This window comes from Bradyrhizobium sp. AZCC 1577, from assembly GCF_036924575.1.
In the GTDB taxonomy this organism is placed as follows: Bacteria; Pseudomonadota; Alphaproteobacteria; order Rhizobiales; family Xanthobacteraceae; genus Bradyrhizobium.
The window spans coordinates 356,438-379,783 of the sequence record NZ_JAZHRQ010000001.1 but is presented as its reverse complement, the minus strand read 5'-3'; the positions used below and the strand labels follow the sequence as shown (position 1 = coordinate 379,783).

Sequence of the window (23,346 nt, the reverse complement as noted above, 5' to 3'; positions counted from 1 at the left end):
CACCGAAGTCCATTGGTGAGGAAGTAGAAGAGCCGCACCGCCCATAATCGAAACGCCGCGGCGTATGGGTCCCTGCGTTCGCAGGGACGACAGGTAAATGTCCCCCGAACTCGCCTTCCTCCTGACGCTCGGCCTGCGCATGGCGATCACCGCGGCATTCGTGGTGACGGCTTCCATCGTCACCGAACGCTCGGGCCCCGTCATCGGCGCGCTGATCGCGACGCTGCCGATCTCGGCGGGGCCGTCCTACGTATTCCTCGCGCTCGATCATGACGCGGCCTTCATCGCCGAGGGCGCGCTGGCGAGCCTGCCGATCAATGCCGCGACGATCTTCCTCGGGCTGACCTACGTCGTGCTGGTGCAACGCCACGGCGCGCTGCTCAGTTGCCTTGCGGCGGTCGCCGTATGGCTCGCGTTCGCCGCGATCATCCGCTCGGTGCAATGGTCGCTCGCCGGCGGTCTGATCGTGAACGCCATTGCGTTTGCCATCTGCGTCCCGCTGCTTGCCCGCTACCGCCACGCCAAAATGCCGCCGATCCGGCGGCGCTGGTACGACATTCCGCTGCGCGCCTCGCTGGTCGCAACCTTGGTGGCGACGGTGGTCACGACATCTAGCTGGGTCGGTCCCAAGATCAGCGGCATGATCGCGCTATTCCCGATCGTGTTCACCTCGATGATGCTGATCCTGCATCCGCGCATCGGCGGCCCGCCGACCGCGGCGGTACTCGCCAACAGCGCCTGGGGCTTGATCGGGCTCGGGATTGCGATTGCGGTGCTGCATGTCGCGGCACTGCGGTTCGATTCGGCGGTTGGGCTGAGTCTCGCGCTGGCGACATGCGTGGGGTGGAATCTCAGTTTGTGGTGGCTGGGGCGGAGGAAGGCATTGCGAACTTAACTGTGCTCCGCCTGGGAGTTCGATGTCCTCGGATGTCTCAACAGGAAGTCTGCTCTCGATCGCACCAGCGAACTCCGATCTGTCACCAGATGGGCAATGAGCGGTCCCTCGTCAGGTATCTCTGATCGCACAGCGATCATCGCGTCTGCGGCGACCTTCCTCACGAAGGGTGATTTGTCACGGATGCCTGTTTCGACGAAGTCGGCAGGAGGACGATCTCTCTGAATGGTCCGCGTGCGCAACACCGGCGTACGTCGTCGCAAGCCGTATACCTTGTCGACCCAGGTCCATTCGAAGCCGACGGGCCAGATAGCCTTACCGGAAATTAGACAGCGGTAGGCGGTCGCTCTGACGGATGGTTGCGCGGCCGCCTTTGCCAGCCGCGGGGAGGTGCTGATCCATGCCGGGATATCGCAAGGCATGGCGAAGACAGGCTGCGAGAGGACCGGTTGACTGCTTCTGCAGGCGTGTCGCCAAGGCGGCAAGGACGTCATCGCGCGTAAGCACCAGATCGAGGATATTTGCCTCATCACGCCACCGGCCCCAGACAAAGCGCCGCTCGAGCAGGTATACGGCCGCATCCGCCGCAACGGCTGCTGCGAGATCAAGCGCGATACGCTTGACGCACCGCTTCGCGGCCTGACGAACTGGTTCAGCCCAGTCGTTCAGTCGCCACGCCAAAGCCGCAAGGAAGAATGGCGAGGTCGGTGGTGTGGTTATGTGGTTGAGCGCCGCCTCCCTGAGGTAACCACTTGGGTGGAACAGGAATAACCACGCAAGATCCGCATTTGCGGCCAGCAATTCTCGGTCAGATGGAAACGGGAGAGACGATTTCGGCCAAAACCGGTCTCTGACCTGTTGGAAAAAGAGGATTGCTCGGTGAGTTGGGATGACTTGCCGTGGCCGCTTATCCGGCTGCCACCAGCCAAGACCTGCGTGGGTCGCGATTTCCCGGCTGGCTCGTACGACAAGATGTGCCGGCAGCGCTGCGAGTTCGGTAAGGATGTCGTCCAATTCGCGATTGGTCGGCGGTCGCGTGGCAAGAGCGGCAAGCTTGGCCGAAAGCGATGGCGAGAGGATGGGGCGGGCAGGCGATGACATACCGCAGCTTGGCAGCATTCTCCGGTTGTTGGAAGCCGCGCTAGCCTACTTCGGCAGCGTCGCCTTCAGCGCATACAGCGCCTCCAGCGCCTCGCGCGGCGACATCTCATCGGGATGCAAGGCCTTCACCGCTTCCACCAGTTGCTCCGCCTCGCTCGGGGCTACGGCTTCGGCGGCGGCGCGGGAGGGGACGGCGAACAGCGGAAGGTCGTCGGCAAGGGCGCGGGCGGTCTGGCCGCGGTCCTGCGCCTCGAGCTTGGCCAGCACCGACTTGGCGCGCGCGATCACGGCCGGAGGCAGGCCCGCGAGCTTCGCCACCTGGATGCCGTAGGAGCGATCGGCCGAGCCCGGCAGCACCTCATGCAGGAATACGACATCGCCCTGCCACTCCTTCACCCGCACGGTGGCGTTGAACATCCGCGGCAGCTTGGCGGAGAGCGCGGTCAATTCGTGATAATGCGTGGCGAACAGCGCGCGGCAGCGATTGGCCTCGTGCAGACGCTCGATCGCGGCCCACGCGATCGAGAGGCCGTCGAAGGTGGCGGTGCCGCGGCCGATTTCATCCAGGATCACCAGCGAGCGCTCGCTGGCCTGGTTCAAAATCACGGCGGTCTCGACCATCTCGACCATGAAGGTCGATCGTCCCCGCGCGAGATCGTCGGCCGCGCCGACGCGTGAGAACAGGCGGTCGACGACGCCGATCCGGGCGCGCGATGCCGGCACGTAGGAGCCAATCTGCGCCATCAGCGCGATCAAGGCGTTCTGGCGCAGGAACGTCGACTTACCGGCCATGTTCGGGCCGGTGATCAACCAGATCTGACCCGACTTCTGGCCAGGCCCCGGCGAGAGGTCGCAGGCATTGGCAATGAACGGCTGGCCGTCGCGCTTCAGCGCCTGTTCGACCACCGGATGCCGGCCGCCCTCAACGGCGAAGCCGAGCGAGCCGTCGACCTCTGGCCGCACGTAATTGTCGTCTGTCGCAAGCTTCGCCAGCGCGGTCGCGACATCGAGCAGCGCGAACGCATGCGCCGCGGCGCGCAGATCGTCGCTGGCGGCCAGCGCCATGGCGCAAAGCCGCTCAAAAATTTCCAGCTCCAGATTGAGGGCGCGGTCGCCGGCATTGGCGATCTTGGCCTCGATCTCGCCGAGCTCGGACGTGGTGAAGCGAACCTGCCCCGCGAGCGTCTGGCGGTGGATGAAGGTCGCGTTCAGCGGCGGCGCCATCAGTCTGTCGCCGTGCTGCGCCGTGACCTCGACGAAATAGCCGAGGACGTTGTTGTGCCGGATCTTGAGCGCCTTGATGCCGGTATCGTCTGCGTAGCGCGCCTGCATCGCGGCGACCACGAGGCGGGAGGCATCGCGCAGGTTTCGGCTCTCGTCGAGCGCGGGCTCATAGCCCTCGCGGATGAAGCCGCCGTCGCGCTTGACCAGCGGCAGTTGCTCGGCGAGTGCGCGTTCGAATTCGCGCGCGAGATCGCGCGAGGGGCGGCGCAGCGCCTCCATCACGGCGATGATTTCAGCCGGTGCGGCTTCGAGCTGCGCGAGGCGCGCCAGCGCCTGGTCTGCCGCGAGAATGCCGTCGCGCAAAGCGGCGAGGTCGCGCGGGCCGCCGCGACCGACCGACAGCCGCGCCAATGCACGCGACATGTCGGGTGCAGCGCGCAGCGTGGTCCTGATATCGTCACGTGCGGCGCCATCGGTAACAAATGTCGCGATCGCATCCAGCCGCCGTGCAATCGCGGCGCTGTCGGTGAGAGGCGCGGCGAGCCGTTGCGCCAGTAGCCGGGAGCCTGCGGCGGTAACCGTGCAGTCAATCGCATCCAGCAGCGATCCGCGCCGCTCGCCAGCGAGCGTCCGGGTCAGTTCGAGATTGGCGCGGGTGGCGGGATCGATCGCCATCGTCGTGCCCGCAGCCTCTCGCGATGGTGGCGACAGCGGCGGACGCTTGCCGACCTGGGTGCGGTCGATATAGGTGACGGCGGCGGCTGCAGCGGTCGCCTCCAGCCGCGTCATCGCGGAAAGACCATCCATGGTCGCGACTGCGAAATAGTCACAGAGGCGCCGCTCGGCGGTGGCGCCGTCGAAGACGTCGCGGGTCAAGGGCGTCACTGACGGCAGTTCGCGCAGCAGCGGCCCTAAATCAGGATCGCCATAGAGCGCGTCGGTGACGATGGCCTCGTTCGGATTGATCCGCGCCAGCGTCGCCGCCAGTTCCGCGGTCGAACATTCCGTGACCATGAACTCGGAGGTCGAGATATCGATCCAGGCGAGGCCAATGCGGTCGCCGCCGGAGGAGGCGCGGGCGCGCGCGATTGCCAGCAGATAATTGTTGGTGCGGGCATCGAGCAGGGTGTCTTCGGTCAGCGTGCCCGGCGTCACCAGCCGCACCACGCCGCGCGCCACCACGCTCTTGTTGCCGCGGGCGCGCGCGGCGGCCGGATTCTCGGTCTGCTCGCATACGGCAACGCGATGGCCGGCATTGATCAGGCGATGCAGATAATCCTCGGAGCGTTCCACCGGCACGCCGCACATCGGGATATCCGAGCCCTGATGCTTGCCGCGCTTGGTCAGCACAATGCCGAGCGCCTTCGAGGCGATCTCGGCGTCCTCGAAGAACAGCTCGTAAAAATCGCCCATCCGGTAGAACAAGAGCAGCCCGGGGTGGGCAGCCTTGATCTCAAGGTACTGTTCCATCATCGGCGTGACGCGCGAAGGTGCATCGGTCGCCGGCGTGGCCTCGGGAGCTGCGGGGGCGGGGATGGATTGCTGGATGGTCATGCGGGCGGCAAACTACAGAATTTCGTCGCTCGGTCCTATTCCCTTACCTGCGTTGTCAGAGTTTTCCACGCCTGGGCCGCTCGACCGATTATACGCCCGGAGCATGACGGCCCCTCCGCGAAAGCGCCGCGGGGCAGCCATGCCTCAATTGACCTGCCGCGGGTGCGCTCCTAAAACTCGCCATTAAATCTGGGTCAACGCCTAAAGCACGGCATTCAGGGAGAGATTCTATGCGTGATGTATTCATTTGCGATGCCGTCCGGACCCCGATCGGCCGTTTCGGCGGATCGCTCGCCAAGGTGCGTGCCGACGATCTGGCCGCAGCCCCGATCAAGGCGCTGATGGCGAAGCATCCCGATCTCGACTGGTCGCAGGTCGACGAAGTATTTTTCGGCTGCGCCAACCAGGCCGGCGAGGACAACCGCAACGTCGCGCGGATGGCGCTGTTGCTCGCGGGCATGCCGGAATCGGTTCCCGGTCAGACGCTGAACCGCCTCTGCGCGTCGGGTCTCGATGCGGTCGGCGCCGGGGGCCGCGCGATCCGCGCCGGGGAAATCGATTTCGCGATTGCCGGCGGCGTTGAATCGATGACGCGGGCGCCGTTCGTGATGGGCAAGGCGCCGGAAGCGTTTGCGCGCTCGGCCGAGATTTACGACACCACGATCGGCTGGCGCTTCATCAATCCCCTGTTGAAGGCGCAGTATGGCGTCGATGCGATGCCGGAGACCGGCGAGAACGTCGCCGAAGAATTCCAGGTATCTCGCGCCGACCAGGATGCGATGGCGATCCGCTCACAGCAGCGCGCCGGTGCTGCGATCGCCTCGGGCTATTTCGCCGAGGAAATCACGCCGATCCAGGTGCCCGGTGGCAAGGCAGGTCCCATCACCGTCGACAAGGATGAGCATCCGCGTCCCGAAACGACGCTCGAAGGATTGGCAAAGTTGAAGCCGATCGTGCGCAATCCCGGCACGGTGACGGCGGGCAATGCATCCGGCGTCAATGACGGCGCGGCGGCGATGATCCTTGCCTCTGAGCTAGCTGTGAAGAAGCACGGGCTGACGCCGCGGGCGCGCATCCTCGGGCTTGCTTCGGCCGCGGTGCCGCCGCGCATCATGGGCATCGGTCCGGTGCCGGCGACGAAGAAGCTGATGGAGCGGCTTGGCATCAAGATCTCTGACTTCGATTTGATCGAGCTCAATGAAGCCTTCGCTTCCCAGGGCATAGCCTGCCTGCGCCAACTGGGCGTCAAGGACGATGCCGACTTCGTCAACCCGCATGGCGGCGCGATCGCGCTCGGCCATCCGCTCGGCATGAGCGGCGCGCGGCTGGCGCTGACGGCGGTGCACGGCATGGAGAAGCGGGGCGGAAAGCTTGCCTTGGCAACCATGTGCGTTGGCGTCGGCCAAGGCGTCGCGGTCGCGATCGAAAAGGTCAATTAAGACAATGGCTTGGGAAGGTGAAAAATCGCTCTTTCCCAAATTAGTTATGTCATATAATGATCCGGCGGCGCGGCTCAGCGACAAAATCGCAAAGCATTTTGCGCGGCGACTGCGATGCGAGGGAGGAATTCGTCATGACATTGGTCTATCCAGTGCAAAGTCTCGCGGCGCATCCGCCGCGGCTGTCTCCCGCCTACAAAAGCACGGTCAAGCGTTCGCCCTCCAAGCCGCTGATTCCGATGCGTCATACGCTGTCGGAATTGACCGGGCCGGTCTATGGCCACGAGACCGTGCGCGCGAACGATCATGACCTCACCGTTCACGGCAAGGGCGAACCGATCGGCGAGCGCATCATCGTGCACGGCCATGTGCTCGATGAAGACGGCCGCGGCGTGCCGAACACGCTGGTCGAACTCTGGCAGGCCAATTCCTGCGGCCGCTATGTCCACGTCGTCGACCAGCATCCCGCGCCGCTCGATCCGAATTTCACCGGCGCCGGCCGCGCGCTGTCCGACGCGCAAGGCTACTATCGCTTCGTCACCATCAAGCCCGGCGCCTATCCCTGGGGCAATCACCACAACGCCTGGCGGCCGGCCCATATCCACTTCTCGGTGTTCGGCCACTCCTTCGTCTCGCGCCTGGTGACGCAGATGTATTTCCCCGGCGATCCGCTATTCCCGTTCGATCCGATCTTCAACTCGGTCACCGACGAGAAGGCGCGCAACCGGATGATCTCGTCATTCGATCTGGAGAACACCAAGCCGGATTGGGCGCTGTGCTACCGCTTCAACATTGTGCTGCGCGGGCGCAACGCCACGCCGATGGAGAACAGTTAAGTGCCTCAGACCAAACCGGACGGCATTACCCCGTCGCAGACCGTCGGTCCGTATTTCGCCTATGGCCTGACGCCGAATGGCAAATACGACTGGAACGATGCGTTCAACAACAATCTGGTGACGCCGGACACCTCGGGCGAGCGCATTCGCGTCGAGGGCACAGTGTTCGACGGCGACGGCGTGCCGGTGCCGGACTGCATGCTGGAGATCTGGCAGGCGGACGCGCAGGGCCGGTTCTCCGATCCGCAGGACAAGCGGGCATTGCCGAATACGTCATTCAAGGGATTCGGCCGCATCGGCACCGATGCCAAAGGCGGCTATGCGTTCGACACGATCAAGCCGGGCGTGGTGCCCGATCCCGACGGCAAGCCGCAGGCGCCACATATCGTGCTTGCGGTGTTCGCACGTGGCATGCTCCTGCATAATTACTCGCGAATTTATTTCGACGGCGAGGCGGCCAATGCCGCCGATCCGGTGCTGGCGCTGGTCCCGGCCGAGCGCCGCTCCACGCTGATCGCGACGCGCCAACCGGGCAGCGGCAATGCGATCTATCGTTTCGACATCCATCTGCAGGGCGATAACGAGACGGTGTTCTTCGACGTGTAGCCGCGACTGCATCGCAGGAGCGGCGCGACAGGCAAGACTTCGCACATGATGACGCTTCGCCAGGTCGAGGTGATCCGCGCCGTGATGGTGACCGGCACGATCGGCGGAGCTGCGAGACTTCTGAACGTATCCGCGCCGGGCATCAGCCGGCTGGTAAAATATACCGAGAAGTCGCTGGGCGTCCGGTTCTTCCAGCGCCAGAACGGGCGCTATTTCCCGACAGCGGAAGCCCGCAACATCTTCGAGCAGATCAACGGCGTCTACGAGAAGATGGATGATCTCTCCGAGATCATCTCCAAGATTGGACGCGGCGACCTGTCGGAGCTGCGCATTGGCTCGGTGCCGAGCATCTCGCAGGTGATGGTGCCGCGCGCGATCGAGCGGGTGCGGCGCCGCTATCCCGAATTGCGGATCGACATCAACATCCTCAAGATCGAAGAAGCCGTCGACTACCTGTTGCTCGGCCGCGGCGATTGCGTCGCCATGAGCTACCGGCTCGAGCATCCCGGCCTCGACTTCCTGCCGCTGGCCTCGGGCGAGTTGTTCTGCATCGTGCCGGCGGGACATGAGCTTGCGGGATGCAAGCAGGTCTCGGCCAAGGAAATCATCCGCTATCCGCTGATCGGCATCGATCCCAACGATCCCTATGGACGGATCATGGCGGAGATATTTGCGCGCAACAAACTCGACTACGACATCACCATCCGCGCGCGCTTCGGCACCACGGTGTGCGCGCTGGTGAAAGCCGGCCTCGGTATCGCCGTGATCGACCAGTTTACCGTCGCGCATGGCGGCTATCCCGGCGTCGAACTATTGAAGATCGTCGAGCCGACCAGGTTCGACACCTACATCGCGGTAAAGCGCGGCGCGCCGCTGTCGCTGCACATCGAGCATTTTATCGGCTGCCTGCGCTCGGAAATGCGGGCGGTGGGGCCGGGCAAGGCGGCGCTGCGAAAGCCCGATTCCAAGCCGCGCAAGAAATAACATGATGTTATCTATCTGGCATAAATGGGTAATTGTGTTAGGTCGGCAAAGCGCTATCGTTCGGCCGGATCGGGACGTTCCCGAGCCGTCCGCTGGCCCTTACGCGCATTTGCGCCCGACGACGAGATCATGAGCCCTGCCGCCCGCCCGATTGCTCCGGCCGATCGCCGTTTCCTCACCGGCCTGATCGGCGCGCCGATTGCGCATTCAGCATCGCCTGCGATGCATGAGCGGGCCGCCGAAGCGCTCGGCGCTCATTGCCACTACCAGCTTATCGAAGTTGCCGGTGCAGGCCGCGAAGAGTTGCGGTTGCTGCTCGACGGCGTGCGGCGCCTCGGCTTTGCGGGCGTCAACGTCACCTTCCCGTACAAGGAAACGGTGGTTTCCCTGCTCGACGAATTGTCGCCCGGTGCGCGCGCGATCGGCGCCGTCAACACCGTCGTGGTCCGGGATGACCGGCTGATCGGGCACAACACCGACACAACGGGATTTGCCCGGGCGATCACCGAACTCGTCCGCGATCCCGCGCAGAGCGTTGTCGCCGTGATCGGCGCGGGCGGTGTTGGCAAGGCGATTGCCTTTGCGCTTGCCGGAATTGGCGTGGCGGAAATCAGAATCTTCGACACTGATGCAGCCAAGGCAACGCAACTTGCCGGCCTGATCGAGAGCCGTGGCAGCACAAAGGTTGCCGATAGCGTCGAGGAAGCCATGCGCGGCGTCAGCGGCGTGGTCAATGGCTCGCCGGTCGGCATGCTGCCGAACCGTCGCACGCCTGTGCCGGATGCGCTGCTGCACAGGGATATTTGGGTGGCGGACGCGGTCTACACGCCGCTCTGGACGCCGCTGTTGAATGCCGCCAAAGCGAAGGGCGCCGAGGTCATGACCGGACGCGAGCTCGCGATCTACCAGGCGGCGGACGCCTTCGAACTGTTCACGGGACTGAAGCCATCGGCCGTCGAGATGGGAAATGCATTCGACGCCGTGATGGCCAAACGCTACGCTAAAGTGAATGCGGCGTAACAGCACGGCCGCTTACAAGGCCGTCTTTTTGAAACAACAAGAGGGGATGGAAATGAGATCTGGAATCTTTGCCGGGCTATTGCTCGCTACCGTATCGGCCGCAACCGCATTTGCGCAGGGAGCACCGATCAAGCTCGCCGATGTCGCCGAACTGTCGGGCGGCGGCGCCACCGTCGGCAACAACTGGAAAAACGGCATCGATCTCGCGATCGAGGAGATCAACGCCAAGGGCGGCGTGCTCGGCCGCAAGCTCGAAGTCACGCATGCGGATTCGCAATCGAATCCCGGCGTTGCGCGCGCGCAGGTGCAGAAGGCGCTCGACAATGAGCCCTACGTCCTGCTCGGGCCCGGCTACTCGGGCTCGGTCAAGGTTACCTCGCCGCTCGCCGCGGAAGCCGGCATCACCCAGATCATGGGGGGCGAGGCGGCTGAACTGACACAGGGCGGCAACAAGTTTCTGTTCCGCACCTCGTTCGGCCAGCAATCCTCGATGCCAAAAGTCGCGAAGTACATCAACGATGAGCTGAAGGCCAAATCGGTCGCGATCGTCTGGGTCAACAACGACTTCGGCAAAGGCGGACGCGACGTCATCACTAAGGAATTCGCCAAATACAACATCAAGGTCGCGGCAGACCTTTCCACCGAAGCGGGGCAGGCCGATTTCGCCGCCGACGTCAGCAAGATCAAGGCCGCGGCGCCCGATGCGGTCTTCGTCTACCTTAACGAGGAAGAAAGCGCGCGCATCCTGAAAGAGCTGAAGCGCCAGGCAGTCGCGGCGCCGCTGGTGGGCGAGACTACCCTGGTTGGTCAGAAGGTCGTCGAGCTGGCTGGAGACGCCGCCAACGGTGCCCGCGGTCACGTCGGGCTCACCACCGACGCACCCGTCGATCTGGTCAAGGCCTTCAGGGAAAAGTTCGTCAAGAAGTACAACTACGTGCCTGATCACAACGGACTCAAGGGCTATCTCGCGATCTACATGGTCAAGGCGACCACCGAGAAGATGGGCAAGGTCGATCCCAAAAAGTTCGCTGATACGCTTCACGGCCTCACCATCAAGGCCGCGAGCGAGCCTGGCATCCTGATGGATGTGACCTTCGATGAGAAAGGCGACATCGATCGCCAGGGATTCCTGGTCGAGATCGTCGAGGGCAAGCAGGTCGTCAAGCAGGTGCTGCCGAAGCTGAATTGAGCTACGGCGACGGTGGCGCGCGGAGGGGCGCGTCACCGCCGCGATCAGAAATTTCGAAACAGCATTGATATCGTCCGCGTCTGACGGGTGAGGGAAAAGTATGTCCAATCTGCTCGATCTGCTCGTGGCCGGCCTTGCGACCGGGGCGATCTATGCCCTTGTCGCCGTCGGTTTCACGCTGCTGTGGCAGACGTCGCAAACCATCAATTTCGCGCAAGGCGAATTCGTGATGCTGCCGGCGTTCCTGATGCTGGCGGTAATGCATGCGGGCGCGCCGTTCTGGCTCGCCATCATCCTTGGCATCCTGCTGTCGCTGCTGCTGTTGGGGCTCGGCTTTAAGCTGCTGCTGGTCGACCCGATGCTGCGGCACGGCGTGCTGCCACTCGCGATCGCAACCATGGCGCTCGCGATCGGCATGAAAGAGGCGGTGAAGCAGTTCTTCAGCGCGGAAGCCTCGCCATTCCCCTCTATCGTGCCGGTCGGTGATGTCTGGATCCTCGGCCGCGTGGTCTCGTTGCAGAGCCTCGGCGTGCTCGCGCTTGCGATCGCCGTGGTGATCGGCCTGACTGCGCTGTTGAACCGCACGTCGATCGGTCACCAGATGCAAGCGACCGCACAGAATCCGACGGTTGCCCGCATTGTCGGCGTGCCGGTCGAACGCATGATCCTGCTGACGTTCCTGATCAACGCGTTTCTGGTGGCCTTGGCGTCGCTGCTGATTACGCCGATTTATCTGGCGAAATTCTCCTCCGGCGAAGTGCTGGGACAGGCGGCGTTCATCGCGGCGATCGTCGGCGGCTTCAACCAGGTGCGCGGCGCCATTGCCGGCGGGCTGTTGATCGGCGTCGTCGACAATCTGGCGGCGGCCTATGTATCGACGCAATACCGTGCCGCGGTGCCGTTGATCCTGTTGATCGTCATCATCCTGTTTCGTCCGCAGGGGCTGCTCGGCCGGCCCGAGGAGCGCACGGTATGACCGCGGCAGGGAAATATTGGCGCATTGCCCTCGGCGTTGCCGTCATCGCCGCGCTGATTATCGTGCCGATGAATTTCAACCGCTATGGCCTCTACATCCTGAGCCAATGGGCGGTGATGACGATTGCCGCAATGGGACTCAATCTGACGCTGGGATATGCCGGCCAGGTTTCGCTGGCGCAGGGCGCCTTCGTCGGCATCGGCGCCTACGCGGCAGCGATCATGACCACGCAGGGCATGCCGCTGATTGCGGCGCTCGGCGTCGCGATCGTACTGTGTTTTGCGATCGGATGGATCCTGGGCTATCCCGCGTTACGCGTGCAGCACCATTACCTTGCCTTCGTGACGCTGGCGTTCTCGACGCTGGCCTTCCTGGTGTTCCGCAACGAGGACTGGCTCACCAAGGGCATCTACGGCATCTCCAATATTCCGCGGCCGAATGTCCTTGGCTTCGCGACCAACCGGCCGCTGCCGTTCTATTACTTCTGCCTCGGCTCGCTCGGCATCGTCTCGCTGGCGATGTGGTGGCTGATCCGCTCGCCCTGGGGCCGCGCGTTCGTGGCGCTGCGCGAAAATCCAGTGCGGGCGCTATCGCTCGGCATCGACACGCGCCGCTATACGCTGATGGCGTTCGCAATCGGGTCGGCGCTGGGCGGCGTCGCCGGCACGCTTTATGCGCCGCTGACGCAATATATCGATCCGGTTCCGTTCAACCTCTCGCTCTCGCTCGATCTATTGATGATGGTGATCGTCGGCGGCTCCGGATTCTTCTTCGGGCCGTTCCTCGGCGCAATGATTGCGGTGCTGCTGCCGGAATGGCTGCGCTTCACGCAAGGCTACTATTTGATGCTCTATGCGGTCGCCGTGATGCTGCTTCTGATCTACTCGCCGACCGGCATTCTCGGCATCCTCGATCGCTATCTGACCGAACGTCGCACCAAGGCGGCCTCCGCCTTGCGGGCAGTGGCTAAATCCCGGCTGGAGACGGCGCCATGACCGCAGTCCTCGAAGTCAGCAACATCAAGAAGAGTTTTGGGGGCATCAAGGCGGTCGACGGCGTCAGCTTCGACGTGCAGGAGGGTGAGATCCTCGGGCTGATCGGCCCGAACGGCTGCGGCAAGTCCACGCTGTTCAACTGCATCCTCGGGCAACTCACGCCGACCGATGGCGAGGTAAAGGTCGACGGCAAAACCGTCACGGGATTGCGGCCGTCCGAACTGAATCGTCTGGGCGTCAGCCGCACCTTCCAGCTTCTGCAGGTATTCCCGAAACTCTCGGTGCGCGAAAACCTGATCCTTGCTGGCCAGGAGCATCAGGGCAACATGGTGTCGCGGCTGTTCGGCCCCTCCGATGCCGGGCTGAGCGCGGCGGCCGACCAGATCATCGGCTTCTTCAAGCTCGACCATCTCGCCACCGAAGCCGCAGGCGGGCTGTCGTACGGCCAGCAAAAGCTGCTCGACGCCGCGATGGCGTTCATGGGTGGCCCGCGGCTGGTGCTGCTCGATGAACCGGCCGGCGGCGTCAACCTCACCATGCTCGGGGATCTCAAGGAACGGCTGGCCGCGATCAACCGCGAGAAGCGCGCCACCTTCGTCGTGATCGAGCACAACATGGAATTCGTGATGTCGCTTTGCACCCGCGTCATGGTGATGGCGGAAGGCAGGCTGCTGGCGATGGGCACGCCTGGCGAAGTCCGCGCCGATCCTGCCGTCATCGAAGCCTATCTCGGCCACTAAAGGGATCGATCCATGAGCGATGCTATCCTGGATGTTCAAGGCCTCATCGGCGGGTATGGCAAGATGACGATTCTCAACGGCACCAGTTTTTCGGTGCCGGCGGGCTCCATCACCACCGTAATCGGCCCGAATGGCGCTGGAAAATCCACCGTGTTCAAGGCGATCTTCGGCCTGTTGAAGCTGCGTGAAGGCAGGATCGTATTCAAAGGGCGGGACGTTACCGGGCTGAGGCAGCGCGAATTGCTGACGTCGGGCATCTGCTACGTGCCACAGGGACGCAACATCTTCCCCGAATTGTCGGTGCGCGACAACATCCAACTCGGCGCCGTCGTCGCCGGGCGGGACATCACCGATCTGCCCGCGCGGATCGAGGCGGCGCTCGACAAGTTTCCTGCGCTGCGCAAAAGGGCAACGCAGCAGGCGTCCACGCTGTCTGGCGGCGAGCAGAAGCAGCTCGAAATCGTCCGCGGGCTGCTGCTCAATCCGCAACTGGTGCTGATCGACGAGCCCTCGATCGGGCTATCGCCGCTGATGGTGCAGCAGACCTTCAACATCCTGAAGGAATTGCGCGACCGCGGCGTGTCGATCCTGATGATCGAGCAGAATGCGCGCTCGGCGCTGGAGATTTCTGATTACGGTATCGTGCTCGAACTTGGCCAGACCCGGCTCGTCGATAAAGCGGAGCGGGTGCTGAACGATCCCCGCATCGGGCAATTGTTCCTGGGTGGCGCCATGACGGAAACTGCAGCATGAACAAGCGCTCGATCGCTACCGTTTCGCTCAGCGGCGCACTAGACGAAAAGCTTCGCGCGATCGCTGCGTCCGGATTCGACGCCGTCGAGATCTTCGAGAACGACCTCTTGTCGTTCGCAGGCAGCCCGCGCGACGTCGGCCAGATGTGCCGGGATCTCGGGCTGTCGATCTGCGCCTTCCAGCCATTTCGCGACTTCGAGGGCATGCCGGAGCCGCAGCGAGGGCGCAATTTCGCCCGCGTCGAGCGCAAGTTCGACCTGATGCAGGAACTGCAGACCGACTTGATGCTGATCTGCAGCAACATCTCGCCGGCCTCGATCGGTGGCATCGACCGCGCGGCGGCCGATTTTCGCGAACTGGGTGAACGGGCCGCCGCGCGAGGCTTGCGCGTCGGCTATGAGGCGCTCGCCTGGGGACTTCACGTCAACGATTATCGTGACGCTTGGGAGATCGTGCGGCGCGCCGACCACAAATCGATCGGCATCATCCTCGATAGCTTTCATGCGCTGGCGCCGTCGTTCCCGACGCTGCCGATTCAATCGATCCCGGCCAACAAGATCTTTCTGGTGCAGCTCGCCGACGCGCCGAAACTCGGCCTCGACGTACTGTCCTGGAGCCGGCACTTCCGCTGCTTCCCGGGGCAGGGTGACCTGCCGGTCGCGCGCTTCGTGGAAGACGTGCTCGCTACCGGCTATGCCGGCCCGCTGTCGCTGGAAATATTCAACGATCAGTTTCGCGCCGGCTCGGCGGTGCGCACTGCGACCGACGGGCTGCGCTCGCTGATCCTGCTCGAGGATGACGTCCGTAGCGCCGCCTCGAGCGCTCCGGCAAAGCCACTGCCGCCGAAGGCGCGCAGCCGCGGCGTCGGCTTCATCGAATTCGCCGTCAGCGAACAGAAAGCCAGCGACCTCGCGGCGCTGTTCGGCCAGCTCGGCTTTCGCAAGACGGGTGCGCATCGCAGCAAGGACGTCGAGCGTTGGTCGCAGGGCCAAATCGATCTCGTGATCAATTGCGAGCCGGACGGCTTCGCCCATTCGCATTTTGTCGCGCACGGTCCCGGGGTGTGCGCTATCGCTGTTGATGTCGACGACGCCGGCAGCACCATGGCGCGCGCCGAAGCGCTGCAGGCGCGCACCTTCTATCAGCCGGTAGGGCCGGGCGAGCTTGAAATCCCGGCGATCCGCGGCGTCGGCGGCAGTCTGCTGTATTTTCGGGAGCAAGCCGGCAAGAACTGGGAGCTCGATTTCGAGCCGCTGCGCAGCGATGCGGCTACCGATCGTCTCGACGCCGTCGACCACATCTCGCAATCGATGCCCTACGATGAGATGCTGTCGTGGCTATTATTCTATACCGGCATTCTCGATCTGAAGCGTCTGCCTCAGTTCGAGATCGCCGATCCGGTCGGCCTGGTGCAGAGCCAGGCGCTGATCAACGCCAACGAAAACCTGCGGGTGGTTCTGAACGGTTCATCGGCGACACGCACGCTGTCGGCCCGCTTCATCCACGAATTCTTCGGCTCCGGCGTCCAGCACGTCGCGTTCTCCTGCCGCGATATCTTTGCAGCCGTGGCCGACATGCGCGCGCGGGGTGCAGATTTCCTGAAGATTCCCGACAATTACTACGACGATATCGAGGCCAAATACGGCCTCGACGCCACGACGATGGCGGCGCTGCGCGACAATCAGATTCTCTACGATCGCGAAGGCGAGGGCGAATTCTTCCAGGCCTATACCCATGCTTTCGACGAGCGGTTTTTCTTCGAGATCGTCGAGCGGCGCGACTATCATGGCTTCGGCGCTGCCAACGCCGCGATCAGGCTCGCCGCCCAGACCCGGGAATCCCGGCCGTTCACCATGCCACGGGCTTGAGCGGCCGCGAATTCTGCGGCCACAAGAAACCCGCGGGAACGCGCGCGGCTTCGGAAAGTTCACCTCTGGGAAGGCTGTCGACGCCGTTCCGGAGGATCATGACCGATGAAGCGGGGGTCGGCCCGGCTGGCACTGTGGGTTATGCTCGTCGTGGTGCTGACGGCCACGTTGGCCGAGGCGGCCGAAGACGCCACGCGTCCCTCCGAATTCATCCTCATCCTTCAGATCGTGCTGTTGATCACGATCGGCCGCGGGCTCGGCGAGATCATGCAGCGGATCGGCCAGCCGTCGGTGATCGGCGAACTGCTCGCAGGGCTGCTGCTCGGCCCGTCGCTGTTCGGATGGGTCTGGCCCTCGGCGCACGCGGCGATTTTTCCGCCCTCCGCTGAGCAGAAGGCCCTGATCGAAGGTCTCGCCCAGTTCGGCATTCTGTTGTTGCTGCTGCTGACGGGAATGGAAACCGATCTGAAACTGGTCAGGAAAGTCGGCAGGGCCGCGATCATCGTTTCCATCGCCGGCATCGTCGTTCCCTTCCTGTGCGGCTTTTTGCTCGGGCAAATCCTGCCCGATAGCCTGCTTCCGCATCCGGAGGCACGCCTGGTCGCCTCGGTGTTCCTGGGCACGGCGCTATCGATTTCCTCGGTGAAGATTGTCGCCGTCGTCGTTCGCGAGATGAATTTCATGCGCCGCAATGTCGGCCAGATCATCATCGCGACGGCGATCATCGATGACACGATCGGCTGGATCATCATTGCGGTGATCTTCAGCCTTGCCGCGCAGGGCACGTTCGACCTGGTCTCGGTGGGGCAGGCGGTGCTGGGGACGCTGATCTTCCTGGCCGTCAGTTTCACGATCGGGCGGCGGCTGGCATTTCGGTTGATTCGCTGGGCCAACGATACGCTGGTCAGCGCCTCCGCCGTGATCACGGTGATCCTCCTGCTGATGGGCGGCATGGCCCTGATCACCCATGCGATCGGCGTGCACACAGTGCTCGGCGCGTTTGTCGCCGGCGTGCTGGTCGGCGAATCGCCGATCCTGACCCGGCAGATCGACGAGCGATTGCGTGGGCTGATCACCAGCCTGTTCATGCCGGTATTCTTCGGTCTGGCGGGATTGAACGCGGACCTGACGGTTCTGAAGGATCCGAATTTGCTATCGCTCACGGCGCTGCTGGTGCTGATTGCAAGCATTGGAAAATTCGGCGGCGCCTACGTCGGCGGCAGTCTCAGCGGAATGAACCGCTACGAGTGCTTTGCGCTGGCAAGCGGCATGAATGCGCGAGGGTCGACGGAGGTCATCATCGCCAGCATCGGCCTTTCCATGGGCGTGCTGAGCCAGAACCTGTTCTCGATGATCGTCACCATGGCGATCCTGACCACCATCGCCATGCCGCCGATGCTGCGCGCCGCGCTGTCGCGGCTTCCCATGAAGGCGGACGAGAAGGAGAGGCTTGAACGAGAGGAACTGGAAGAGAAAGGATTTACCGCAAATCTGGAGCGTTTGCTGCTCGCGGTGGACGAGAGTGCCAACGCGAAGTTTGCATCCCATCTCGCCGGCCTCCTCGCGGGCGCGCGGGGTATTCCGATCACCGTGCTGCATATCGGCGCCCGTGCGAAGCGTCAGGAAGGAAAGCGCGACGAGGAAGAAAGCCCTGAAAGCGCGGTGAGGAGCGCGGCAAGGAGCATCGTCGATTCCGGCCCGGACGAGGCCGCGCGTGAGATCGACGTCACGACGCGCGCCAAGAGCAAAAGGCCGGCGGATGCCGTCATCGACGAGGCCCGGAAGGGGTTCGATCTGCTGATTGTCGGAATGGAAAAGGTGATCGGGACCAGGAACGGGTTTGATGAAAGAATCGAGAACGCTACATCGGGCTTCGATGGCCCGCTCGCCATCGTCGCCGCGAGGGGCAGCCATCTCAAGCAGCCCGCGGCAAGCTCTTCATTCAGGATTCTGGTCCCCGTGTCGGGTAGCGGCATCTCGCGCCGGGGTGCCGAAGTGGCAATTGCGCTGGCCCGTCCGGGTTCGACATCGGTCCGGTTCATCCATGTCGCTACGACCAGGGATCGGGGAGGACGTGGCGGTGCCAATATTTCATTGCCGCAACGGGAGGCGATCCTGAAAGCCGCCGGCTCGCTTGCTGCACATTACGGCATCGAGGCAACGACGGCGATCCGCGCCGGCGTATCACCCGAGCACGCAATCCTTCGCGAAATCGAAAGCAGCGGCGCTGATCTGGTTGTCCTGGGAGTCGACCGCATACAAGGCGAGACTCTCAGCTTTGGAGGCGTTGCATCTGCCGTTCTGAAGAACTCGAGCGCCTCGGTCTTGCTGATATCAACCTAAGTAGCCGGCCGGAACAAAGATCAAGAACCGCCGCGTGTCCAACGCGGGCGGTGAGCCATGGCTGCCCGGTTTCCAGATTTCATCATTGACATAACAGAAGAATTATATAATATATCAGTTATATAACTAACTTGAGATCCACGATGTCGAACCTTGATGCTGCCTTTTCCGCGCTGGCCGACCCGACTCGCCGGGCGATCCTGGCGCGCCTTGCGCTAGGCGAGGCCACCGTCATGGAATTGGCTGAGCCGTTCGAGATGACGCAGCCCGCCATCTCCCGTCACCTCAAGGTCCTCGAAGGCGCCGGCCTTATTCTGCGCCGCGTCGAAGGCACGAAACGGCCATGCCGGCTAGCGCCTGCGGCCGTCGCCGAGATCGACCAATGGCTTGCGATGCTGCGGCAGACGCTCGCGGCAAACTACAACCGGTTGGACGACGTGCTGGCCGAAATGAAAACCAAAGAGTGAAAGGCAATCCCATGAGTAAGTTGACGCTAAAGACCGAAGGCGACACCCACGTCGTGGTTACCAGGCGGTTTACCGCCACGCCGGAGGCGGTGTTTCGCGCGCACACCGAGCCGGCGCTGATCCAGAAGTGGCTGCTTGGTCCGGAAGGCTGGACGATGCCGGTCTGCGTCAACGAGGCACGCCCGGGCGGCAAGATCCGGTACGAATGGAGTGACGGCAAGGGCGGCGGCTTCCACCTGACCGGCGAATTTATCGAGGTGGTGCCGTTTAGCCGCCTCGTACATGTCGAACGGATGCATCTGCCGGACCCGACACCTGACAATCACGTCGAAACCAACTTCGCGCCGGACGGAGCCGGCACCTTGATGACCATGCGAATGACGCTGCCAGATGCTGCGACGCGGACCATGATGCTGTCGAGCGGCATGGAGCAGGGAATGGAAGCGAGCTACGTCCGGCTCGAGAGCTTCATTAATTCGCTCCCTCGCGCCTAGCTGCCGACGCATCAGCAGCGACGCTCATCCCAGCAACATTTCAATGAGGGCACGCCGTGATCGAACCACTTCGTATTCTTCAAACCACCCCGCAGCTCACGGCCTCCATCCCGATCAAGGTGCCGCGCGAGGACGTTCGCAAGGTGATGGGACCCGGGCTCGCCGAATTGAAGGCTGCCGTCGCCGCACAGAACGTCGCAGTCATCGGGCCATGGTTCACACACCATATCCGCAACCCCGGCGAAGTCTTCGATTTCGAGATATGCCTTCCGGTCGCCACGCCCGTGGCGCCGGTCAATCGCATGAAGCCAGGGCAATGGCCCGCCATGAATATCGCCCAAACCACCTATCATGGCGGCTATGAAGGGCTCGGCAGCGCCTGGGGCGAATTCCTCGGCGCCATCAAGGCCGCAGGACACAAGACTGCAGACGGCCTTTACGAGTCCTATGCGGTTGGCCCGGACATGAGCGCTGATCCCTCTGCGTGGCGGACGGTGCTCAGCAAGGAATTGCTGGCGTCCTAGAGCGTTTTCAAGCGAAGTGGACACCGGTTCGCGTCAAGAAAACGCGTCAAAACGAGAATCTAGAGCCCGGTTCTGTTTCGATCAGAGCCGAAAAGGCTCCAGATCCTACTCCATCACCGCATGATCCGGCGCAGTCGATTGCTCGCGCAGGGTTGCCTTGGACGAGCCGATCATGATGGCAAGCGGGATGGCGCAGGCGGTGAAGATCATCACGAGCTGGTAGTCGTACGAGAACGCGATGATCTGCGCCTGTATTTTCACCATCATATCCGCCATGGCGCGGCCCTTGTCGGTGGCGAGATCGATCATGCCGCTCACGGCGGGCATCTGCAGGGCGTGATTGAAGGGGTTGATATGCTCCGACAGGACCGCGTAGGTGTAGCGCGTGCCTTGCGTCAGTTGCGAGATCACGAGCGATATCCCGATCGAGCTGGCGACATTGCGCATCAAGGTCAGCATCGAGGTGCCGTCGGTGCGCAGATGATTGGGTAGCGTCAGGAACGCCACCGTGGAGAGCGGCACGAATACCAACCCGAAGCCAAAGCCCTGGACCACGCTGATGATCACGATCTCGGTCACGCCGGTCTGGTCGGTCCAGGCAGTCATGTAGAACAGCGACAGGCAGGTAATGCCGAGCCCCGAGACAATCAGCGTCCGCGCTTCGATATGGCGCATCATGCGGCCGACCAGCATCATCGCCACGAACGTGCCGCAGCCGCGGGTTGCCAGCAGAAGCCCGGCGGTGATGATGGGATAGCCGATCACGTTCTGCAGGAACGGTGATGACAGCGCCATGGTCGAGAACAGCACCAGCCCCATCACGGCCATGAACACGCAGCCGCCGACGAAATTCTTGTCCTTGAACAGTGCGAACTGGATGAACGGATGTTGCGTCGTTAGCGAATGCGCCAGGAAATAATAGAAGCCGACGGCTGATATAATGAACTCGGCGATGATCTCGTTGGATTCCAGCCAGCCGAGCTGCTCGCCGCGGTCGAGCGCAAGCTGCAGCGCGCCGATCGCGATTGCGAGCGCGGTGAAGCCGAACCAGTCAAACCGCAGCTCGAGGTCCTTCTTGGTCTCGTCCATGAAGATGACGAGGCCAAGCACGGTGATAATGCCGAACGGCAGGTTGACGAAGAACACCCAGTGCCAGGAATAGGTTTCCGTCAGCCAGGCGCCGAGCGACGGGCCCATGATCGGCCCCATCATCACCCCCATGCCCCAGATCGCCATCGCCTTCGCGCGTTCGTGCAGTGCGTAGGAATCGAGCATCACGGCCTGCGACAGTGGCACCAGCGCCGCGCCGAACACGCCTTGCAACAGACGAAACACCACCATCTGGCCGATGTCCTGCGCCAGCCCGCACATCACCGAGGCGATGGTGAAGCCGGCCGAACAGATGATGAAGATGCGCTTGCTGCCGAAGCGGTTGGCGATCCAGCCGACCGGCGCGGTCATGATCGCAGCGGCGACGATATAGGACGTCAGCACCCAGTTGATCTGGTCCTGCGACGCGGACAGTGTGCCCTGCATGTAGGGCAGCGCGACGTTGGCGATCGTCGTATCCAGTGCCTGCATGATCGTCGCCGTCATGGCGCAGATCGTCACCATGTTCCGGCGCAGGCCCGGAACGGATGCCGATGGCTGGCCCGGCGTCGCCATGGCGCTAATCGTGGTCCTGGTTCGCCGTCGCCGGCGACAGGCCGAGCAGGGCTGAGAGCGAGCGCCGATGGTTGGTGTCGATGGTGGCGTAGACGCTCATGCCGGCCTTCAGCTTGCGGACGAATTTGTCGTTCTTGTCGAAATAGATCCGCACCGGCACGCGCTGCACCACCTTGACGAAATTGCCCGACGCGTTCTGAGGCGGCAGGATCGCAAACTGCGCACCGGTGCCGGGCGAGAGCGAGCCGACCGTACCCTTGAAGGGGTGATTGGGGAACGCATCGACCTCGAGCGTGACCGACTGGCCGACCGCGACATAGGTGAAATCTGATTCCTTCGGGTTGGCGTCGACCCACGGGTTCGAGGTGTCGATGATACTGAACACCGGCGTACCAGCCGTGACGAAGCGGCCGAGCTGGATCTGCTCGACCTGCGTGGCGATGCCGGCCATCGGCGCGCGCATCACGGTGTGGTCGAGATTGCGCTGGGCCTGGTCGAGCGCCGCCTTGGCCTGGGCATAGGGCGGGAATTCCTCGAGCGGCAGATCGGGATTGCCGAGCAGTTGGGCCTTTGCGGTCGCAATCTTCTGCTGCAGCAACTGATACTGCGCGCTCGCGGTGACGAGGGCGGTCGACGCGTTGTCTAGATCGAGCTGCGAGCCGAAATTGTTCTTCACCAGCGCCGACTTGCGCTCCACGTCTCGCCGCTTCAGGTCCATGCCCTGCTGCGAGAGTTCGCTCATCTGGCCATAGATTTTCAGGTCGGCGATCAGATTGTCATAGGTGACCTTGGCTTGCGCGAGGTTGGCCTTGGCCTGCGCCACGGCGAGGCGGAATGGCACCGGATCGATCTCAAACAGGATGTCGCCTGGATTGACCTGCTGGCCTTCCTTCACCACGACCTTCTCGATCTTGCCGGAGATGTCGGGCGTGATCAAAACCTTCTGCGCGCCGACATAGGCGTCGTCGGTGGTCACGTAGCGGCCACCGTTGAGATAGAACGTCACGCCGGCGACCAGCGCAACCAACGGCAACACCACCAACAGCAGGAAGCGCCGGTAGCGCCGCATGCCGGCCATCAGCCGGCGGCGCGGCTCGGCCGCGAGTTTCGGCCGTGACGGCGCCCCGGGTGCGCCCTTCTGCTCGGGCGGGAATTTGAGGACCGGATCAGCCATAGCGCTGCTCCTTTCTGGGAGGTTCGCCGGCCGGATTCTGGATCGCGTTGCGAACGTTTTCCTTGATCAGATCGAGTTGGTCGAGCAGGCGGTGGGCATCAGTGGGATTGATGCCGTCGAGCGCGGTCGCCGTCAGTTCGGAGCGAAGCCCGGCGAGCTTGCCGAGCAGCGGCCGCGCGGCCTTGCGCAGATAGAGGCGGTTGACGCGCCGGTCATTCTCGTCGCCGCGGCGTTCGATCCAGCCATTGTCGCAGAGCTTGTCGATCAGCCGCGTCAGCGTGATCGGCTGCATCTCCATCTGTTCGGCAAGTTCCGACTGCTTGAGGCCCTCGGTGCGCTCGACCTTGGCCAGCACCGCCCATTGCGCACGGGTGATGCCGTAGCGCGCGGCCTGCCGGTCGGCATAGGCGCGCACCATCCGTTGCACCTCGCCAAGCGTAAACAGAAAGTTCATGTCCACGGAACCGCGCATGCCCAAGCCTCCATAAGCCTGCAATAC

General features: G+C 63.2%; 21 protein-coding genes. 16 read left to right on the top strand and 5 right to left on the bottom strand.

All coding sequences use genetic code 11. From position 1 onward, the window contains the following. The first annotated feature begins 97 nt into the window (after positions 1 to 97). Positions 98 to 895 (top strand): hypothetical protein, encoded by a 798-nt coding sequence (locus V1278_RS01740; protein WP_334379500.1) that lies wholly within the window; start codon positions 98 to 100, stop codon positions 893 to 895. Positions 896 to 1,210: 315 nt separating this feature from the next. On the opposite strand, the gene V1278_RS01735 is transcribed toward V1278_RS01740, so the two are convergent. Together V1278_RS01735 and mutS are read right to left on the bottom strand one after the other, a co-directional pair. Then, entirely contained in the window at positions 1,211 to 1,996 is a 786-nt protein-coding gene (locus tag V1278_RS01735; protein ID WP_334379499.1) for a hypothetical protein, read from the bottom strand. A 45-nt stretch (positions 1,997 to 2,041) separates the two neighbouring features. After that, the gene (gene mutS / locus V1278_RS01730; protein ID WP_334379498.1) at positions 2,042 to 4,774 is read right to left on the bottom strand and encodes a DNA mismatch repair protein MutS; all 2,733 of its coding nucleotides are present in this window, start codon (positions 4,772 to 4,774) and stop codon (positions 2,042 to 2,044) included. A gap of 230 nt (positions 4,775 to 5,004) precedes the next feature. Between mutS and pcaF the strand changes: the two genes are divergently transcribed. The 15 genes from pcaF (at position 5,005) to V1278_RS01655 (ending at position 20,008) form a co-directional block, all read left to right on the top strand. After that, positions 5,005 to 6,213 (top strand): 3-oxoadipyl-CoA thiolase, encoded by a 1,209-nt coding sequence (gene pcaF / locus V1278_RS01725; protein WP_334379496.1) that lies wholly within the window; start codon positions 5,005 to 5,007, stop codon positions 6,211 to 6,213. A gap of 134 nt (positions 6,214 to 6,347) precedes the next feature. Further along, positions 6,348 to 7,049: a protocatechuate 3,4-dioxygenase subunit beta gene (pcaH, locus tag V1278_RS01720; protein ID WP_334366042.1), complete on the top strand. Its 702-nt coding sequence runs from the start codon at positions 6,348 to 6,350 to the stop codon at positions 7,047 to 7,049. Further along, on the top strand, positions 7,050 to 7,655 hold the full coding sequence (gene pcaG, locus V1278_RS01715) for a protocatechuate 3,4-dioxygenase subunit alpha (protein WP_334366043.1): 606 nt from the start codon (positions 7,050 to 7,052) through the stop codon (positions 7,653 to 7,655). Between the two features lie 45 nt (positions 7,656 to 7,700). Further along, positions 7,701 to 8,639: a LysR family transcriptional regulator gene (locus V1278_RS01710; protein WP_334379495.1), complete on the top strand. Its 939-nt coding sequence runs from the start codon at positions 7,701 to 7,703 to the stop codon at positions 8,637 to 8,639. A 129-nt stretch (positions 8,640 to 8,768) separates the two neighbouring features. After that, positions 8,769 to 9,659, top strand: coding sequence for a shikimate dehydrogenase (locus V1278_RS01705; protein WP_334366045.1), 891 nt, complete (start codon positions 8,769 to 8,771; stop codon positions 9,657 to 9,659). Between the two features lie 52 nt (positions 9,660 to 9,711). Then, the gene (locus V1278_RS01700; protein WP_334379494.1) at positions 9,712 to 10,848 is read left to right on the top strand and encodes an ABC transporter substrate-binding protein; all 1,137 of its coding nucleotides are present in this window, start codon (positions 9,712 to 9,714) and stop codon (positions 10,846 to 10,848) included. Positions 10,849 to 10,948: 100 nt separating this feature from the next. Further along, entirely contained in the window at positions 10,949 to 11,824 is an 876-nt protein-coding gene (locus V1278_RS01695) for a branched-chain amino acid ABC transporter permease (RefSeq protein WP_334379493.1), read from the top strand. Beyond that, on the top strand, positions 11,821 to 12,819 hold the full coding sequence (locus V1278_RS01690; protein ID WP_334379492.1) for a branched-chain amino acid ABC transporter permease: 999 nt from the start codon (positions 11,821 to 11,823) through the stop codon (positions 12,817 to 12,819). The genes V1278_RS01695 and V1278_RS01690 overlap by 4 nt, the downstream gene beginning before the upstream one ends. Next, positions 12,816 to 13,559 (top strand): ABC transporter ATP-binding protein, encoded by a 744-nt coding sequence (locus V1278_RS01685; RefSeq protein WP_334366049.1) that lies wholly within the window; start codon positions 12,816 to 12,818, stop codon positions 13,557 to 13,559. Before V1278_RS01690 ends, V1278_RS01685 begins: the two co-directional genes overlap by 4 nt. A 12-nt stretch (positions 13,560 to 13,571) precedes the next feature. Then, positions 13,572 to 14,312, top strand: coding sequence for an ABC transporter ATP-binding protein (locus V1278_RS01680; RefSeq protein WP_334366050.1), 741 nt, complete (start codon positions 13,572 to 13,574; stop codon positions 14,310 to 14,312). Then, entirely contained in the window at positions 14,309 to 16,180 is a 1,872-nt protein-coding gene (locus V1278_RS01675; protein ID WP_334379491.1) for a bifunctional sugar phosphate isomerase/epimerase/4-hydroxyphenylpyruvate dioxygenase family protein, read from the top strand. Before V1278_RS01680 ends, V1278_RS01675 begins: the two co-directional genes overlap by 4 nt. Positions 16,181 to 16,285: 105 nt before the next feature. Further along, entirely contained in the window at positions 16,286 to 18,523 is a 2,238-nt protein-coding gene (locus V1278_RS01670) for a cation:proton antiporter domain-containing protein (RefSeq protein WP_334366052.1), read from the top strand. Between the two features lie 143 nt (positions 18,524 to 18,666). Next, entirely contained in the window at positions 18,667 to 18,990 is a 324-nt protein-coding gene (locus V1278_RS01665) for an ArsR/SmtB family transcription factor (protein ID WP_028347718.1), read from the top strand. Between the two features lie 11 nt (positions 18,991 to 19,001). Then, positions 19,002 to 19,484, top strand: coding sequence for an SRPBCC domain-containing protein (locus tag V1278_RS01660; RefSeq protein WP_334366053.1), 483 nt, complete (start codon positions 19,002 to 19,004; stop codon positions 19,482 to 19,484). A 56-nt stretch (positions 19,485 to 19,540) separates the two neighbouring features. Further along, on the top strand, positions 19,541 to 20,008 hold the full coding sequence (locus V1278_RS01655) for a GyrI-like domain-containing protein (RefSeq protein ID WP_334366054.1): 468 nt from the start codon (positions 19,541 to 19,543) through the stop codon (positions 20,006 to 20,008). Between the two features lie 105 nt (positions 20,009 to 20,113). Here V1278_RS01655 and V1278_RS01650 read toward each other — a convergent pair whose 3' ends face one another. Genes V1278_RS01650 through V1278_RS01640 form a run of 3 tightly spaced genes read right to left on the bottom strand, consistent with a single transcriptional unit; the run spans position 20,114 to position 23,319 of the window. Continuing rightward, positions 20,114 to 21,673 carry an MDR family MFS transporter gene (locus V1278_RS01650; RefSeq protein WP_334379490.1) on the bottom strand — a complete coding sequence of 520 codons (1,560 nt, stop codon included), beginning with the start codon at positions 21,671 to 21,673 and terminating at the stop codon, positions 20,114 to 20,116. Positions 21,674 to 21,677: 4 nt separating this feature from the next. Next, complete coding sequence (locus V1278_RS01645) at positions 21,678 to 22,847, bottom strand: HlyD family secretion protein (RefSeq protein WP_334379489.1); 1,170 nt, start codon at positions 22,845 to 22,847, stop codon at positions 21,678 to 21,680. Then, the gene (locus V1278_RS01640) at positions 22,840 to 23,319 is read right to left on the bottom strand and encodes a MarR family winged helix-turn-helix transcriptional regulator (RefSeq protein ID WP_035726713.1); all 480 of its coding nucleotides are present in this window, start codon (positions 23,317 to 23,319) and stop codon (positions 22,840 to 22,842) included. The genes V1278_RS01645 and V1278_RS01640 overlap by 8 nt, the downstream gene beginning before the upstream one ends. Positions 23,320 to 23,346 lie beyond the last annotated feature (27 nt).

What these genes read in the sequence shown, in the direction of transcription:
- V1278_RS01740 (WP_334379500.1), top strand. Translation starts at nt 98, where the DNA reads ATGTCCCCCGAACTCGCCTTCCTCCTGACGCTCGGCCTGCGCATGGCG.
- V1278_RS01735 (WP_334379499.1), bottom strand. Translation starts at nt 1,996, where the DNA reads ATGTCATCGCCTGCCCGCCCCATCCTCTCGCCATCGCTTTCGGCCAAG.
- mutS (WP_334379498.1), bottom strand. Translation starts at nt 4,774, where the DNA reads ATGACCATCCAGCAATCCATCCCCGCCCCCGCAGCTCCCGAGGCCACG.
- pcaF (WP_334379496.1), top strand. Translation starts at nt 5,005, where the DNA reads ATGCGTGATGTATTCATTTGCGATGCCGTCCGGACCCCGATCGGCCGT.
- pcaH (WP_334366042.1), top strand. Translation starts at nt 6,348, where the DNA reads ATGACATTGGTCTATCCAGTGCAAAGTCTCGCGGCGCATCCGCCGCGG.
- V1278_RS01710 (WP_334379495.1), top strand. Translation starts at nt 7,701, where the DNA reads ATGATGACGCTTCGCCAGGTCGAGGTGATCCGCGCCGTGATGGTGACC.
- V1278_RS01705 (WP_334366045.1), top strand. Translation starts at nt 8,769, where the DNA reads ATGAGCCCTGCCGCCCGCCCGATTGCTCCGGCCGATCGCCGTTTCCTC.
- V1278_RS01700 (WP_334379494.1), top strand. Translation starts at nt 9,712, where the DNA reads ATGAGATCTGGAATCTTTGCCGGGCTATTGCTCGCTACCGTATCGGCC.
- V1278_RS01695 (WP_334379493.1), top strand. Translation starts at nt 10,949, where the DNA reads ATGTCCAATCTGCTCGATCTGCTCGTGGCCGGCCTTGCGACCGGGGCG.
- V1278_RS01690 (WP_334379492.1), top strand. Translation starts at nt 11,821, where the DNA reads ATGACCGCGGCAGGGAAATATTGGCGCATTGCCCTCGGCGTTGCCGTC.
- V1278_RS01685 (WP_334366049.1), top strand. Translation starts at nt 12,816, where the DNA reads ATGACCGCAGTCCTCGAAGTCAGCAACATCAAGAAGAGTTTTGGGGGC.
- V1278_RS01680 (WP_334366050.1), top strand. Translation starts at nt 13,572, where the DNA reads ATGAGCGATGCTATCCTGGATGTTCAAGGCCTCATCGGCGGGTATGGC.
- V1278_RS01675 (WP_334379491.1), top strand. Translation starts at nt 14,309, where the DNA reads ATGAACAAGCGCTCGATCGCTACCGTTTCGCTCAGCGGCGCACTAGAC.
- V1278_RS01670 (WP_334366052.1), top strand. Translation starts at nt 16,286, where the DNA reads ATGAAGCGGGGGTCGGCCCGGCTGGCACTGTGGGTTATGCTCGTCGTG.
- V1278_RS01665 (WP_028347718.1), top strand. Translation starts at nt 18,667, where the DNA reads ATGTCGAACCTTGATGCTGCCTTTTCCGCGCTGGCCGACCCGACTCGC.
- V1278_RS01660 (WP_334366053.1), top strand. Translation starts at nt 19,002, where the DNA reads ATGAGTAAGTTGACGCTAAAGACCGAAGGCGACACCCACGTCGTGGTT.
- V1278_RS01650 (WP_334379490.1), bottom strand. Translation starts at nt 21,673, where the DNA reads ATGGCGACGCCGGGCCAGCCATCGGCATCCGTTCCGGGCCTGCGCCGG.
- V1278_RS01645 (WP_334379489.1), bottom strand. Translation starts at nt 22,847, where the DNA reads ATGGCTGATCCGGTCCTCAAATTCCCGCCCGAGCAGAAGGGCGCACCC.
- V1278_RS01640 (WP_035726713.1), bottom strand. Translation starts at nt 23,319, where the DNA reads ATGCGCGGTTCCGTGGACATGAACTTTCTGTTTACGCTTGGCGAGGTG.